Annotated in this window: 11 protein-coding genes; 4 read left to right on the forward strand and 7 right to left on the reverse strand. The window is 60.8% G+C overall.

The genetic code is table 11. The features are described 5' to 3' along the window. Positions 1-40: 40 nt before the first annotated feature. From FHT97_RS11040 to FHT97_RS11055, 4 genes are all read right to left on the reverse strand, one after another. Entirely contained in the window at positions 41-850 is an 810-nt protein-coding gene (locus FHT97_RS11040) for a cytochrome c oxidase subunit II (RefSeq protein WP_183862125.1), read from the reverse strand. Positions 851-993: 143 nt separating this feature from the next. Further along, the gene (locus tag FHT97_RS11045; RefSeq protein ID WP_183862127.1) at positions 994-1380 is read right to left on the reverse strand and encodes a cytochrome c family protein; all 387 of its coding nucleotides are present in this window, start codon (positions 1378-1380) and stop codon (positions 994-996) included. 184 nt (positions 1381-1564) lie between these two features. Beyond that, positions 1565-2566 (reverse strand): LLM class flavin-dependent oxidoreductase, encoded by a 1002-nt coding sequence (locus FHT97_RS11050; RefSeq protein ID WP_183862529.1) that lies wholly within the window; start codon positions 2564-2566, stop codon positions 1565-1567. Positions 2567-2685: 119 nt separating this feature from the next. After that, positions 2686-4995, reverse strand: a complete 2310-nt coding sequence (locus FHT97_RS11055; protein WP_183862129.1) for a methyl-accepting chemotaxis protein — start codon at positions 4993-4995, stop codon at positions 2686-2688. Between the two features lie 240 nt (positions 4996-5235). Between FHT97_RS11055 and ruvC the strand changes: the two genes are divergently transcribed. The 4 genes from ruvC (at position 5236) to FHT97_RS11075 (ending at position 8117) form a co-directional block, all read left to right on the forward strand. Next, positions 5236-5748 carry a crossover junction endodeoxyribonuclease RuvC gene (gene ruvC, locus FHT97_RS11060; protein ID WP_088693257.1) on the forward strand — a complete coding sequence of 171 codons (513 nt, stop codon included), beginning with the start codon at positions 5236-5238 and terminating at the stop codon, positions 5746-5748. 34 nt (positions 5749-5782) lie between these two features. Further along, the gene (gene ruvA / locus FHT97_RS11065) at positions 5783-6400 is read left to right on the forward strand and encodes a Holliday junction branch migration protein RuvA (RefSeq protein ID WP_183755723.1); all 618 of its coding nucleotides are present in this window, start codon (positions 5783-5785) and stop codon (positions 6398-6400) included. Between the two features lie 79 nt (positions 6401-6479). After that, positions 6480-7520, forward strand: a complete 1041-nt coding sequence (ruvB, locus tag FHT97_RS11070; protein ID WP_007527359.1) for a Holliday junction branch migration DNA helicase RuvB — start codon at positions 6480-6482, stop codon at positions 7518-7520. Positions 7521-7553: 33 nt separating this feature from the next. Further along, entirely contained in the window at positions 7554-8117 is a 564-nt protein-coding gene (locus FHT97_RS11075) for a DinB family protein (protein WP_183755724.1), read from the forward strand. A 21-nt stretch (positions 8118-8138) separates the two neighbouring features. Here the strand turns inward: FHT97_RS11075 and FHT97_RS11080 are convergent, their stop codons facing one another. From FHT97_RS11080 to FHT97_RS11090, 3 genes are all read right to left on the reverse strand, one after another. Next, positions 8139-9521: a virulence factor family protein gene (locus FHT97_RS11080; RefSeq protein WP_183755725.1), complete on the reverse strand. Its 1383-nt coding sequence runs from the start codon at positions 9519-9521 to the stop codon at positions 8139-8141. Next, entirely contained in the window at positions 9518-12121 is a 2604-nt protein-coding gene (gene mprF / locus FHT97_RS11085) for a bifunctional lysylphosphatidylglycerol flippase/synthetase MprF (protein ID WP_183755726.1), read from the reverse strand. Before mprF ends, FHT97_RS11080 begins: the two co-directional genes overlap by 4 nt. Positions 12122-12328: 207 nt before the next feature. After that, positions 12329-14455 carry a mechanosensitive ion channel family protein gene (locus FHT97_RS11090; protein WP_183862531.1) on the reverse strand — a complete coding sequence of 709 codons (2127 nt, stop codon included), beginning with the start codon at positions 14453-14455 and terminating at the stop codon, positions 12329-12331. Between the last annotated feature and the right edge of the window lie 36 nt (positions 14456-14491).

A 14491-nucleotide genomic window follows, 5' to 3' on the forward strand; every position in this document is an offset into this window, starting at 1 on the left:
CTCCTCCCGTTACGACCGCTCCCCCGGTCGCAACGCCGGCCTAGTTGGCCGGTTCAACCGCTGCCATCAGCTGCGAGAACGTCTGCTGCTGCGCGAGCCACGCCTGATAGGCGTTCGCCTCGTCGACAACGACAGTCCCTCGCATCTGCGGGTGTCCAACACCGCAAAGCTCCGCGCATAGCACTTCGAATGTGCCCGTCCGCGTCGGTGTGAACCAGAAATAGGTGACCGAGCCGGGGATCATGTCCATTTTCGCCCGGAACTCGGGAACATAGAAATCATGCAAGACGTCAACCGATCGCAGGTGCACGCGAACCGGTTTTCCGATCGGCAAATGCAGTTCGCCACCTGAAATGATGATGTCATCGAGGCCCGCCGGATCACTCCTGATGACGCCGAGCGGATTGTCTGCTGTCACCGCTCGATTGTCAGCCCTGCCAAGCTTACCATCCACTCCCGGCAACCGGAAATTCCACAGCCACTGCTGCCCGACGACTTCGATTTCCCCAGCATCCGCCGGGACAGTCACGAACTGGTGCCATACGAAGAGACCAGGTGCCAACATCGCACCCACCCCGAGAGCGGTGCTGCCGGCAAGCCACCATTCCAGACGCTTGTTTTCTGGTTCATAGGCCGCCCGGTTGCCCGGCCGATGGCGAAAACGAAAGATGCAATAGGCCATAAAGGAGATCACCGCGACGAAGACAAAGCCAGTGATCCAGAACGTGATGGTGATGGTGTGGTCGATGTAGCTCCAGTTCGAGGCGATCGGAGTCCACCACCACGGGCTGAGCAGATGGAATGCCACCGACCCGACGACGATCAGAACGAGAACCAGCACGACAACCATGCGTTCCTCCCAAACCGCCACAATGTGCGGAAATTACCCGCAATCGTCGGCAGTTGCGTTAGGACTATCTCATAAACAATGCATCACGGCAATGGCGCGAGCGAGCCTCCCAAATCAGTGGGCTCGGTCGCAATCGGCTGATTTCATTTCGAGAATTGTTTAAGGTAGGCGATCAGATTGGTGATCTCGCCATCATCCTTTAGGCCAACGAACACCATCTTCGTTCCCTTTACCTTCAACTTGGGGTCGTGAAGATAATCGCGCAGCGTCGCGTCATCCCAGACCAATCCGGCTGTGCCCGCAGCCTTCATGGCCGACGAATAGGCAAAGTTCGGATGGGTTCCGGCGGTGCGACCGAACACGTGGTTCAGCGACGGTCCGACCTTGTTCTTGTCGGTGTCGGCAATGTGACAGACCGCGCATTTCTTGAATACCGTTTCCCCGGCCGCCGCATCACCCTCTTGGGCAATGGCAGCCGAGGTGGAAAGACAGAGCAGTGAAATCAAAACAGCAAGACCACGGTAACGCATAGCAATCCTCATCCTCCAAAGGTTGCTCGAAACCGGCCGCGCCATTTTTGGCGCGCCGTCCCATCGCACCTGCATCGCCGCAACTCTACGAACGATAGTGCAATCAGACGAAGCTATGGTGCGACTGCGTTAAGTCAATTCGCACAAATGGCTGTGGGGCCCGGCCTGGCCGGGACGCGCGGCATTACGCCGCAGCGCGAAGGAAGTTTCCAAGCCCGGCAAAAAGCTCCACCGACGTCAATCTCGCCTCTATGTCGTGGATAGGCATCGAGATGATGACTTCGTCGGCCTGTGTCTCCGCCAGGAACTCGGTGAGCTTCGCCTCTGCCGTTTTCTGGGAACCGACGACGGCGTACCGCAGCGTATGTTCCACCGTCAGCTTCTCCATCGGCGACCAGAAGCTCTCCATGTCCTTGACCGGGCGCGGGAACTGGCCGCGCACATTTCGGCGCAGATTGACGAACTGCTGCTGGGCAGAGGTGAAATGATATTGTGCCTCCTCGTCCGTCGCAGCAACGGAACCCATGACTCCGACCATGACATAGGGCTTGTCGAGCACGGCGGACGGCGTGAAGCGGCTGCGATAGATATCGATCGCATCAAGCAGCGAATCCGGCGCGAAATGCGAAGCGAAGGCATAGGGTAGCCCGAGCATTGCCGCGAGCTGTGCGCTATAGAGGCTGGAGCCCAGCAGCCAGATCGGCACATTGGAATTCATGCCCGGGACAGCGAGGATCGCCTGGTTCTCGATTGGCGCTCCGAGTAGCTGCTGTAATTCGACCACATCATTCGGGAAGCTCTGCGCCCCGGCGTCCAGATTGCGGCGCAGCGCCTGGGCAGTTCGCATGTCGGTGCCGGGCGCGCGTCCAAGACCGAGATCGACCCGCCCTGGAAACAGCGCCTCCAGCGTTCCGAACTGCTCGGCAATGACAAGCGGTGAGTGGTTCGGCAACATGATGCCGCCGGAGCCGATACGGATGCGCTTGGTCGCCGCGCCGACATGGCCGATGACAACCGCCGTCGCTGCGCTGGCGATCCCCGGCATGCCGTGATGCTCCGCAAGCCAGAAGCGCTTGTACCCGAACTCTTCGGCCTTCTGCGCCATGCGCGCCGAACTCTCGAGCGACTGGCGGATCGTCCCGCCGTCTGGCACCGGAGCGAGATCGAGAATGGAAAAGGGAACCATGGCGAAGCCTGTCGGTGGTTGGAAGGACACGTCTATGTAGGTGTGCTCTTCTTCCATTCCAAACGGGCCGGCAAAGAAAAGGGCCGGTCACCCGGCCCCTTGTTTTGTCAACGCTCGGTTCAGGCCCGACGTCTTAGCCCGTGCACCTCAGCGCTCTGATGCTCATGCGCCAGTGTGAAATTCGCCAGTTGCCGATCCATTTCGACCGCTTCCGTAGCGAGCCGGTGAATAGCCGCGGTGGTTTCCTCGACCATTGCCGCATTCTGCTGCGTCATCGCGTCCAGCTCGGACACCGCCGTGTTGATCTGGCGCAGCGTGTCCGCCTCTTCACGAGTCGTTTCCATGATCTCGCTGATCTGGCCGTTGATCGCCTCGACGTGGCTGCCGATCCCGGTCAACGCGTCTCCGGCGCGCTCGACGAGCGATACGCCCAGCTCAACCTCATGCGTGGATTTTTGTAGCAGGCTCCCGATTTCCTTTGCTGCACTCGACGAACGCTGCGCCAGTTCGCGCACTTCCATGGCGACGACAGCGAAGCCCTTGCCGGACTCCCCTGCTCGCGCCGCTTCGACGCCCGCATTGAGCGCCAGAAGGTTCGTCTGGAAGGCGATCGAGTCGATCACGGCGATGATAGAGTTGATCTGGCGCGACGATGCCTGGATTGCTTCCATTGCAGCGATCGTCTCTTGCATGATCTGGCTGGAGCCGGCCGTTTCGCGCTTGGCGTCACGGGCAATGCGTTCGGCCTGCTCGGCGCGCTCGATCTGAACCCGGACAGACTGGGTGATCGCATCGATTGCGTTTGCAGTCTCGGTGATCGAAGCGGCCTGGCGCTCGGTACGACCGGCAAGCTCGTCGGCGCCGGTGCGCATTTCCTCGGAGCCCGCGCGTACCGCCATGGAGTTGCCGCCGATCGCCGTCATCGTTTCGCTGAGCGCTGCCAGCGCCTCGTTGAAATTGACGCGCAGGCCCTCGAGTTCGCTCGGGAAGCGTGTTTCGATCTGATAGGCAAGATCGCCATTGGCGAGATGGTGCAGACCCTCGTCGATCGCCTGGACGACTTCCTGCAGTGTCTGGGCCTCGGCCTCGCGCTCGGCCATATGTTGCTGGCGATCCCGCTCGGCGCGCGCCCGCGTTTCATTGCTGGCAGCTTCCAGCTCGCGGCCTTCGACCAGCGATTGCTTGAACCGCGCCAGGGCCTTGGCCATCGTGCCGATCTCGTCGCCGCGGTTCTGGCTGCCGATCTCGACGTCGAGGTTGCCATCGGCAACGTCGCGGGTGACGCCGGCAAGACGGGCGAGCGGCGAGAACAGCAGCTTGGTGATCATCCAGGTCGCCACCGCCATGACGACCAGAACGCCAAATGCGATCATCGTCAGCAGGGTCGCGATTTCGAGCGAGCCGGCGTTGAGCTCGCTGAGACGCACACTTTCCACGACGAGGAAACGGGAGCCCTGATAGTCGATGCCACGGACATAGGCGCGCGCCTGACCATCGGCGCGATCGAAGTCGTCGACCGTCATCCCCTTTGCCGAAAGCGCGTCCTTAGCGAACGTGAACGGCGCCGTATCCAGCATGACAAGCTGGCCAGCGCTGTTCACGCCAACAGCCGAGCCATCTTCCGAGATGATCGCGGCCTGTGCGGTGCTGCCGGCCACGATACCCTTGGCGAGGATACTGGTAATGATGTCATCGCGCACCTTGAAGAGCATCACGCCCTTGGGAGCGCCGAGCTTGACGATCGGCACGGCGTAGAAGATTGCCGACTTACCATTTGCTGCATCGACGCGAAGACCTGAAAAGCCGGTCGGCGCGGAATCGTCCTTCGCCTTGGCGGTGTTCTCGATGGCCTTGGCAAAGGCGAGACCGGCGCCGGTCGACTTCCACGCATCGGTCTTCAGGTTTTCGGCGAAGTCGTCGTTCTTCTTGTAGGAATAGAGAACGTTGCCATCGAGATCGGCAATCAGCAGGTCGCTGAAGGCGGTGTTCTCGAGGTCGCGGGCCACCTCGCCCTGCGTCGTTTCGTGATTGGAGAAGTAGAAGCCGCTCGGAGCTTCCGGCTTGATCAGTTTTTCGCGCTGGTCTGCCGGATTGGGATTGCTGGTGATGAACACCTTTTTCAATTCGGCGCGCGCATCGCCTGACGTCTTCTCGATTGTCTTCCAACCGCTCTTCAGGCTCGTGATCGACATCTGCAGCGCTTCGATGCGCGCAATCGAGTTCGCCTGGTTTTCCAGCTGCTGAAGCTGATCCTGCAGCATGTCGCCGCGGAAGATCAGCACGCTCTCCTTTGCCTTGAGCGCCTGCTCGCCGGATATGCGGCTGCTGGCGAAATAAGCGAGGACGTTGATGACCGCGATCGACAGCGCGGTGAGCAGAATGAATGTAGCAATGACCTTAAAGGACAGGGATTGAAATCTCTGAACCATGAACGACGAACCCTTCCGGAACGGCTCATACCGGCGGAACGGGAACGCCCTGCCGGCTGACCTGTAAACAGAACACGGGAGCCTTACCTCCTGAAGAAGGGAGCTCCTCTGACATTTTGTGGATCAAAAGTCGGCTACGGAGCTTAAATTGCCGTAAACAGCGCGGCTGAAAAACAAGGAATGTTTTTGTTTTGTTCACATATCGATGGCAGTTATTTTGCGAGTGCAATAGGGTGAAGCATGCAAAATACGATTCGCATCATCGGCGTTGATCCGGGCCTGCGCCGCACCGGCTGGGGAATTATCGACACACTCGGCAATTCCTTGCGCTTTGTCGCGTCCGGCACCGTCACCTCGGATGGCGACATGGACCTGGCTTCGCGCCTCTGCCAACTGCATGACGGTCTGGCGGATGTCGTCCATAGCTACAAGCCGGATGAGGCCGCTGTAGAACAGACCTTCGTCAACAAGGATGCCGTCGCGACGCTGAAACTCGGTCAGGCGCGCGGCATTGCGATGCTGGTCCCTGCCCGTGCCGGATTGCCGGTCGCTGAATACGCGCCGAACGCGGTCAAGAAGGCAGTCATCGGTGTCGGCCACGGCGAGAAGCAGCAAATCCACATGATGCTGAAAATCCTGATGCCCAAGGTCGAATTCAAAGGCAACGACGCCGCCGACGCGTTGGCGATCGCAATTTGCCATGCGCACAACCGCGGCAGCAACCGCATGCGGCAGGCAGCACTTGCCGGCTAATCTTCACTGACAACCCACCGAACGGACCATTTGCATGATCGGCAAGCTCAAAGGCACCATCGAAGAAATCGGCGACGACTATGTCCTCGTCGATGTCCACGGCGTGTGCTACGTCGCCTTCTGCTCGGCGCGCACCCTGTCTCGCCTCGGCTCGGTGGGCGAAGCCTGTGTGCTCTTCATCGAAACCTATGTTCGCGAAGACCAGTTGAAACTCTTCGGTTTCATGACCGCGCTCGAGAGGGAATGGTTCACCCTCCTGCAAAGCGTACAAGGCGTTGGTGCAAAGGTGGCTCTCGCCGTGCTCTCGACGCTGCCTCCAAGCGAACTGGCGAACGCCATTGCGCTGCAGGATCGCACGTCAGTCGCCCGCGCTCAGGGTGTCGGACCCAAGGTCGCAGTGCGTATCGTCACCGAACTGAAGAACAAGGCGCCGGCCTTTGCCGGTGAAGCGTCCGGTACCATCGGCCTCAAGCAGGAGTTGGGCGAAGGCGTCGCAGCTGCTCCGGTCGCCGACGCGGTCTCCGCACTGACGAATCTCGGCTATTCCCGCGATCAGGCGGCCAACGCCGTTGCAGCGGCCATGAAGACCGCCGGTGAAGGTGCCGACAGCGCCAAGCTCATCCGTCTCGGCTTGAAGGAACTGGCTCGCTGATCCAATTGCCCGAGCGGGTGCCAAAAGCGTTCGGCTTGGTGTATTGGTCACGAGCGTTTGAAGATTGGGAAATGCCAGCATGAGTGAAGCCGCGCGCCTGATATCGGCCGAGAAACGAGGCGAAGACCTGGATGTGACGCTGCGGCCGCAATCGCTGGACGAGTTCACCGGCCAGGCGGAAGCACGCGCAAACCTGAAGGTGTTCATCGAGGCGGCGAAGAACCGCGGCGAGGCGCTCGACCACGTCCTTTTCGTTGGCCCGCCCGGCCTCGGCAAGACCACGCTGGCGCAGATCATGGCCAAGGAACTCGGCGTCAATTTCCGCTCGACCTCCGGCCCAGTCATCGCCAAGGCGGGCGATCTCGCAGCCCTCCTGACCAATCTCGAAGAGCGCGACGTGCTCTTCATCGATGAAATCCACCGACTCAATCCGGCCGTCGAGGAAATCCTCTATCCCGCGATGGAGGACTTCCAGCTCGACCTGATCATCGGCGAAGGTCCGGCGGCGCGCTCCGTCAAGATCGACCTGTCCAAATTCACCCTCGTTGCCGCAACGACACGCCTTGGCCTTTTGACAACGCCGCTGCGCGACCGTTTCGGCATTCCCGTCCGCCTGAGCTTCTACACGGTAGAGGAACTGGAATTGATCGTTCGTCGCGGCGCGCGCTTGATGAACCTGCCGATGACCGACGAGGGTGCGCGCGAAATTGCCCGGCGCGCCCGCGGCACGCCGCGTATCGCCGGTCGCCTGCTGCGGCGTGTGCGCGACTTCGCCGAAGTAGCGAAGGCCGAAGCCGTCACCCGCGAGATTGCCGATGAGGCGCTGACCCGCCTGCTCGTCGACAACATGGGCCTCGACCAGCTCGACAAACGTTACCTCAACATGATCGCGGTCAACTTCGGCGGCGGCCCGGTTGGCATCGAAACCATCGCCGCCGGTCTTTCCGAACCGCGCGATGCGATCGAGGACATCATCGAGCCCTATATGATCCAGCAAGGTTTCATTCAGCGTACGCCGCGCGGTCGCGTGCTCACGGCAACTGCTTGGAAGCACCTCGGCATGCAGCCCCCAAAGGATCTCGAGGCCGCGCAGTTCCGCTTGTTTCAGGAAGACGACTGATGCTGCGGAAGGGCGTCAAAACGGAGTTAACCGATGCCCACGTTCGACCCCTGTAGAACCGCACGCAAGCTCGCTTACAACAATGCGCTTGCGAACCATCGCCTGCATGAAGCCTGTAGCAAGTTGATGCCGGGAGAGTTCGAGGCAACTCGGGTAAGCTTCTTCCCGTCGATCAAGGCAACGCTCAACCATATTCTGACCGTCGACTGGTTCTACGTCGATGCCTTAGAAGGCGGCACACTAGGGCCTGCCGCCTGGGACGTCGAGGAGCCATTCGGCGACATCGCGGCGCTTGCCGCAGAGCAGGCCAAGGTCGATTGTCGGCTGGTTGCCCTTTGCGAGGCGGCAACGCCGGAAAAGCTGGCATCGACGACCGAGCTCCATCGTTCTGGGCGCATTCAGCGCGAGCGGATGGAAGACGTTTTGAACCACCTGTTCCAGCACCAGACACACCATCGCGGCCAGGTCCATGCCATGTTGGCAGGAACGAGCGTATCACCACCACAACTCGATGAATTCATTGTCGCCGATGATGGCCGCTTCCGGAGCGCCGATATCGCCGCTCTCGGCTGGAGTGAAGACTATTTGATGCGCTAGCGGCAAGGCGCGGAGTGCAGCCTAGTCCTGAAGTCGCGCCTTCAGTCCGTCGATGATCGTCTTGCTCAAGAGTTCGTAATTCTCATCGAAGTGATGGTCGCCGGCAAGCGCGATCACATCGACACCGCTATCCTTGAGGTCAGGGCAAGCCACCTCGTCGTCGTCTTCCTTGCCGTAGATGCACTGGACGATCTTCGCGTCGACCTTTTTCAGGTCATCAACGGGATCGCCGCCTGCACCTTCCGTCTTCTGGCCGAGCCAGCCCATGACGGAGATCTGGTAATCCACCTCATGCGAGAGCGATAGGAGCGACATCTGCGCGATGGAACCCTTCGCAGCCGGCTTCAGTCGCGTATAGGCAGCAGGCACGACATCGGCACCGAATGAATAGCCGATCAGCAGAACATGCTTCACTTGCCACTGCTTGCGATAAAGCTCGATGATCTTGCCGAGATCGTCTGCCGTTTGCTGCGGCTGGCGCTCCGACCAGAAGTAATGCAGCGAGTCGATGCCAACGACAGGGACGCCCTGCTTCTGCAACGCCGCACCGACCTCCTTGTCGATATCGCGCCATCCGCCATCGCCGGAGTAAATGATCGCCATTGTGTCGAAGGCAGGCTTGGCATCGAGAATGGTGAGCGGCAAACCGAGCGGATTGTCGGCGCTGCCGGAGGCATCGATCAGGTCCGAGAGCGTATCGGCGAGCGTCGTCTGGGCATCGTCCCCGGAATCGCGGATATCGATGCCCGAGTGCTGCTTCTTGAGTTCTTCGACGTGCGCACGACCGTCCTTGTTCGCCGACGCTGTGAACGAAGCGATGATCGGGTCCGGAAGAGCTATATCGCTAAGCCCGTATACCATGCGATCGCCGACCGTCTGCTTCTTAGCCGGCGTGCATAGTTCCTTGGTGAGCGGAATGCCGGCAGCCGGATCGATCGCCAGCGTCTGGCCGATCGTCGCATCCGGGGTCTGCGCCGCAATCGCCAGTGCCAGCGCGCCGCCCTCGCCGACGCCGGCAACGATCGGCAGATGGTATGCGCTGTTGCCCGCCGCGCGCTGCACCTGCTGGCTCAGCGATTCAAGGTCGGACACCATGTAGATGCAGCCGTCATTCTGGCTGACGTCGTAATTCCTGAGCGCATCCATGTAGGTCGTAAAGTCGATGCCAATGACGACGGCGCCCTGTTGGACGAGCCGATCAGCCTCCGCTTTCTCGTTGTCGCCCCAGCCGGCGCCATCGGAAATCAGGACGACCGCCCCCTTCACATCTCCATCGGGCAGGAAGATGTGCGGGGAAGGAATTGTCCCTGTCTCAAAGCTCTGCGTCGTCTCGGTCGCGGCCATTGCCGCCGGGGCGGACAAAGACAGGGCGAAGACGGCTGCAAGAAGGTGTCTCTTCATCATTTTCTCACTACCCCTCTCAATCCGCCGCCGATCAGGAATGTCGCGTCCATGAGAGCGATCATCGGATTGCCTCCACCGGAAACCGCAAGATACCGCGGATGCCAGTGTGGATGGAACTTTGATTTGAAGGCCCGAAGACCCTTGAAGTTATAGAAGCGCTCACCGTGCTCGAAGACGGTGCTGCCGACACGGTCCCACACCGGCGCAATCTCGCGCTTCGACATGCCCGAGAGCGGCGCCATGCCGAGGTTGAAATGCGCAAAGCCTTCGCCGCGCAGATACTCCATGATCTGGACGAAGAGGAAGTCCATCGATCCTTTCGGCGCATCCGGAGAGAAGCGCATCAAATCGATCGTGCCCTCGTCCCTCGCGGCCGTTATCAGGATGTTGGCGAATGCCACGATCCTGCCCTCGAGCTTGAGAATGCCAACCGGCTGCGCAAGGATATAGTCCGGATCGAACGCACCGAGCGAGAAGCCCTTCTCCTTGGCATTGTGGTCCTCAAGCCAGGCATTCGAAACCGCAGCGAGCTCATCCATCGCTGCCGGAACGTTTTCCGGTGTGATCACCTCGAATTCCAGGCCGTCGCGTTGCGCACGGCTCGCGGTCTGCCGTAGGTTCGCCCACTTGCCGCCCTTCATCTCGAAGGTCTTCAGATCGGCGACGGCAAGCTCGCCAAGCTTGAAGGCCCGCAGCCCCGCATCAGCGCAGTGGGAAAGAAGCGCCGGGGAGATCTGATAGAACACAGCGCGACAGCCGGCTGCGCGCGCCGACTCCACGAAGCGCCAGACGAGTTCCGGAATCGCACTGCGCTCGCCGATCGGATCGAAGAGAGCGATCCAGGAGCGACCCTGCCGTCCGTACATGATGAAGGCGTCGCCCTTCTCAGAGAACATGATGCTTTTGTCGCCCATGCGCACGAGATTGGCGTCGGCATATCGCTGTTTTTCGACGATCTCGACCGCCCGCTGCAAAGAGTCCGCCGAAGCAGGCTCTGGCTTGATCGCTACAGGGCGAAGCAGGCTGAAGATCGCGATTGCCGAGGAAATGATCGTCAACCCGAGCACGGCACGCAGGCCGCGGGGCGCCTCGCCGGCAAATTCGAACTGCCACCACAGCTCGCTGCTGTACTCGACGTCCCGATAGACGAAGAGCAGGATGACGATGGCGCCGACGCAGATCACGGCAATGGCGGTCAGCCACGAGGCCGTCAGCGTCTGGTTGAGAAGGGACGCATGCCTACGGAACAGCCGGCGGCTGACGAAAAGGCCGAATATCAGGAAGCCAAGGAAACAGGCTTCGACCAGCGCGATCGCCTTCAGTAGCGACAAGGTGAGCGCGGCCGCGGCCGACAGAATCGATACCCACCAGGCGCCGTCAAGCTTCTGGCCGAGGCCGCGGGCGGCAACGACCAGCGCTAGCCCGAGCAGGCTCGACAAGAAATGCGCGCCTTCGACGATCGGCAGGGGAAGGTAGTTGGCAAGAAACTCGAGATTCTGGTCGGGTGTCGGGGTGACGCTCGAGAAGATGAGCATGACGCCGAGAAGCAGCGACAGCGTCGAGAGCAACTGCGGCATCAGCCGGATCCCGATCCGCCGGATACCCGAGGCAACCGGATGATCCGCGAACCGACGAAGTTCGGTCGCCGAAACGGCAAGGACCGCGATCAGCAGCGGCAGAACATTGTAGATGAGGCGATAGAGCACCAGCGAGCCGAGCACTGCGTCGATGTTCACCGCACTGCCAAGCGAGGCGATGATAATGGTCTCGAATACGCCGAGACCGGCCGGCACGTGGCTTAGGACGCCAAGCCCGACGGCGATCGCATAGACGGCCAGGAACACCGGCCAGCTGATCGCCGCCTGCGGCAGAAGGACGTAGAGGACCGTCGCCGAGGCGGCGATGTCGAAAGCGGTGACCAGGAACTGCCGGGACCATGTCCGCGAGTCCGGCAACCGGACCTCGACCGGACCGAGATGAATTACGCGCCCGTCGCGCCCCATGAACATTATGACGCCCAAGCCGGCGATCACCGCACCGGCCAGCAGCCGCAGCGTAAGGCTACCGACATCGATGAGAGGCGCAATCTCATCGGCGATGATCAGAAGCGCGATCGCCGCGACCCCCGCAAGCCCGAGCCCGAAAGACAGTGTCACGAAGGCGATGACGCGGCCGATCTCTTCCGGCGTCAGGCCAAGGCGCGAATAGGCACGATACCGGATCGCGCCGCCGCTCAACGCACCGAATCCCGCCGTGTTGCCAACCGCATAGGCGCTGAAGGCCGTCAGTGCCACCTGCGGAAATGGCAGCTTCCGGCCAACATATTCGATGGCATTCACGTCGTAGAAAACAAGGGCAAGGAAGCTCAGGCCAGTGAACACCAGGGCCAACAGGATCGAGCTGACCTTGGTGTCGGCCAGTGCCTGCACAACGTCGTCGTAACGCACTTCGTTCGTGAGCTGCACGATCGCGAAGCCGACGAGACAGAAGAGGGCGAGCGTCACCAGGGCCGTCAGGTGCGCGCGATAGCGCCTGAAGAACCCGCGTATTGCAGATTCGTCGGCGTCTTCGATTTCGTCTAGTTTGCCGTGCCCCGACATCTCGTACCGTCACAATTTCCTGTTTAGCGGATGATGTTCGAAGCACGTAACATAGGCGGCATGCAAGTTCTATGAATGCGCGTCTGCCCCGACCCAAGCCCGTCCGTTGTCGCCTCCTTCATCTCCAATTGGGGCAAATTTGGCGCAAGACGCAGCTCTGCGCATTGCAATTTCGTAAGGTTGATCGGACTGGGGCTGAGCGCCGGGCTATGCCGCTGGCTCACCCGAGCCCGAGAGCTGCGACAGATGGCGGGCAGCGGCCGCATGATCAGCCTCGTGGCTCTCGCTCGATACCTGCACGGTCGGCACAGCGAACTCGATGCCGTTTTCCTTGAAGGCGTTGCGGATCATTGCCAATGCGTTACGTCGTATGACGAACTGCTCGCCGGGCTTGGTCATCATTGCCAGCCGGATGACGATTGCGAAGTCGCCAAACTGCTCCACGCCCTTCATCTTCAACGTTTCGATGATGTGCGGGCTGTAATCGGGATTGTCCAGCAGTTGTTGCCCAATCTGTTTGATCACCTTCTTCACCTTCACGAGGTCGGTGTCGTAGGTCACGTTGAGGGTGATCTTGTCGATCGTCCAGTCGCGGTTCAGGTTCTTGACTGCGCCGAGCTCACCAAACGGTACCGTCGTCAGTGGTCCACGGTGATGCCTGAGCCGAACCGATCGCAGGCTGAAGGCCTCAACGACACCCTTGTGGCTGCCGCTTTCGATATACTCACCGACGCGGAAGGCGTCGTCCCACAGGTAGAACATACCGCTGATCACATCCTTCACGATGGTCTGCGCGCCGAAACCAACGGCAACGCCGACCACCCCGGCACCGGCGATCAGCGGACCGATCTCGACACCGAGGCCCGACAACACCATCAGCACAGCAATGACGGCGATGACGACGGCGAGAATATTCCGGAAGATCGGGAGCAGCGTCTGCAACCTCGCACGGCTGGCCTTGTCCTCATCTGTCAGCGCCCCGTCGATACGAGAGTCGTCGAGCTTGCCGTTAATGTAGGCCCGCGCCAGATGCCACAGCAGATCGGCAGCAAGCAGGATGACAATGCCACCGATCGCACCACGGGCGATCCGATCGATCATTGTTTCTCCCGCCGCCATCCTGTCGGCGGCAAGCCCGATCATGCGCCCCAGCCAGAAAGCTGCGACCGCGATGATGAGGGCGCGAACGCCGCGATCAAGCAGTACAGTAGCGATGCGTCGCCCTGCAAGAAAGCCTGCCTCCGCCTGATGTAGGGAACGAACGGCGAGCGTCGCAACACTAAGGGCACGCGGCAGAAGCACGACATAGATGCCGATCCAAAGCAGTACGTTGAATCCCGAAACCCACAGAAGCCAAAGCAGACCGAAATAGAGAGTCAGCCCCCAGGAAAGGGACAGGCTACGGTGCTCTCCCTCTTCCACAGGGCGGGACCAAACGGCCTCAACCGCGATAGCAAACAGTCCAAGACCGAGGATGTAGCCGACGAAATAGCGCGCGCCTTCGGAAAAGCCGAGCGGCGCCATGAGTTGGATCACTGCCCAGCCGAAGGCGAAGTAGATGACGAAGACCGCGCAGCGGCGGAACCAGAAAAGCGCCCGTGCCCGTGAGATCTGGCGTTCGCCATCCGCGCGTGGCAAGGTGACCAAAGCTACCAGCAGCCGCCCCAATGCGACGGTAAAGCGGGCGACGATGAGCGCGATCGCGATTGCGATCGCCATGGAGCGCGTGATCGGCGGCCAACTGAAGGCAAGCAGCGGAACAAGCGTCGCAATGGCAAAGACGATCGCCGGAACAATGCGATAAAGCAGATTTGCCGTTGCATGGTGGGCAACGGTCACAGCCCCGTCGTCTGTCTGCCGGATCCGTGGCTTGGGCACGATAAGGCGGAAGACCAGCTCGACAGCCAAGCCGGCAAGGAACAGAGCAACGACCTCCGCGGTTATCAGCAGCCAGCCGCTGGGAACGACCTCGCGTTCAACGACCTCAGAGGCGGTTTCCACTTCGCCAGGAAACTCCATCGCCGCGTCCGAGACCATCTCGACATGACGGCGGGCGTGACCGACAAGCTCGGAAAGCGCCGACATTTCGCCGGTCTGCGGCTGTGTGGGTGCGGTCGGCGCAGGCTTCGTCTGCGTCGCCATCCACTCTTTCACCTGCGGTTTCTGCATCAGTTCGAGTATTTGCCGCACTTCCGCCGGCGGTTCGGCAGCGGTCGCCGCGGAGGGTGTTGAAGCGGGAGCGGTCTGGGCGGCGGAGGCGCCGGCAAACGCGAACAGGAACATCATCGATACCAGCAGCTGCATCATGCCGCGTGCGCCAATTGCAGGACCCATCATTCCTTGCCCCCTCGATGCGATCCCCCGACAATA

Source organism: Rhizobium sp. BK399, from assembly GCF_014194695.1.
GTDB lineage: Bacteria > Pseudomonadota > Alphaproteobacteria > Rhizobiales > Rhizobiaceae > Rhizobium.

Coding starts and splice junctions, on each gene's coding strand:
- FHT97_RS11040 (WP_183862125.1), bottom strand. CDS start 850: ATGGTTGTCGTGCTGGTTCTCGTTCTGATCGTCGTCGGGTCGGTGGCA.
- FHT97_RS11045 (WP_183862127.1), bottom strand. CDS start 1,380: ATGCGTTACCGTGGTCTTGCTGTTTTGATTTCACTGCTCTGTCTTTCC.
- FHT97_RS11050 (WP_183862529.1), bottom strand. CDS start 2,566: ATGGTTCCCTTTTCCATTCTCGATCTCGCTCCGGTGCCAGACGGCGGG.
- FHT97_RS11055 (WP_183862129.1), bottom strand. CDS start 4,995: ATGGTTCAGAGATTTCAATCCCTGTCCTTTAAGGTCATTGCTACATTC.
- ruvC (WP_088693257.1), top strand. CDS start 5,236: ATGCAAAATACGATTCGCATCATCGGCGTTGATCCGGGCCTGCGCCGC.
- ruvA (WP_183755723.1), top strand. CDS start 5,783: ATGATCGGCAAGCTCAAAGGCACCATCGAAGAAATCGGCGACGACTAT.
- ruvB (WP_007527359.1), top strand. CDS start 6,480: ATGAGTGAAGCCGCGCGCCTGATATCGGCCGAGAAACGAGGCGAAGAC.
- FHT97_RS11075 (WP_183755724.1), top strand. CDS start 7,554: ATGCCCACGTTCGACCCCTGTAGAACCGCACGCAAGCTCGCTTACAAC.
- FHT97_RS11080 (WP_183755725.1), bottom strand. CDS start 9,521: ATGATGAAGAGACACCTTCTTGCAGCCGTCTTCGCCCTGTCTTTGTCC.
- mprF (WP_183755726.1), bottom strand. CDS start 12,121: ATGTCGGGGCACGGCAAACTAGACGAAATCGAAGACGCCGACGAATCT.
- FHT97_RS11090 (WP_183862531.1), bottom strand. CDS start 14,455: ATGGGTCCTGCAATTGGCGCACGCGGCATGATGCAGCTGCTGGTATCG.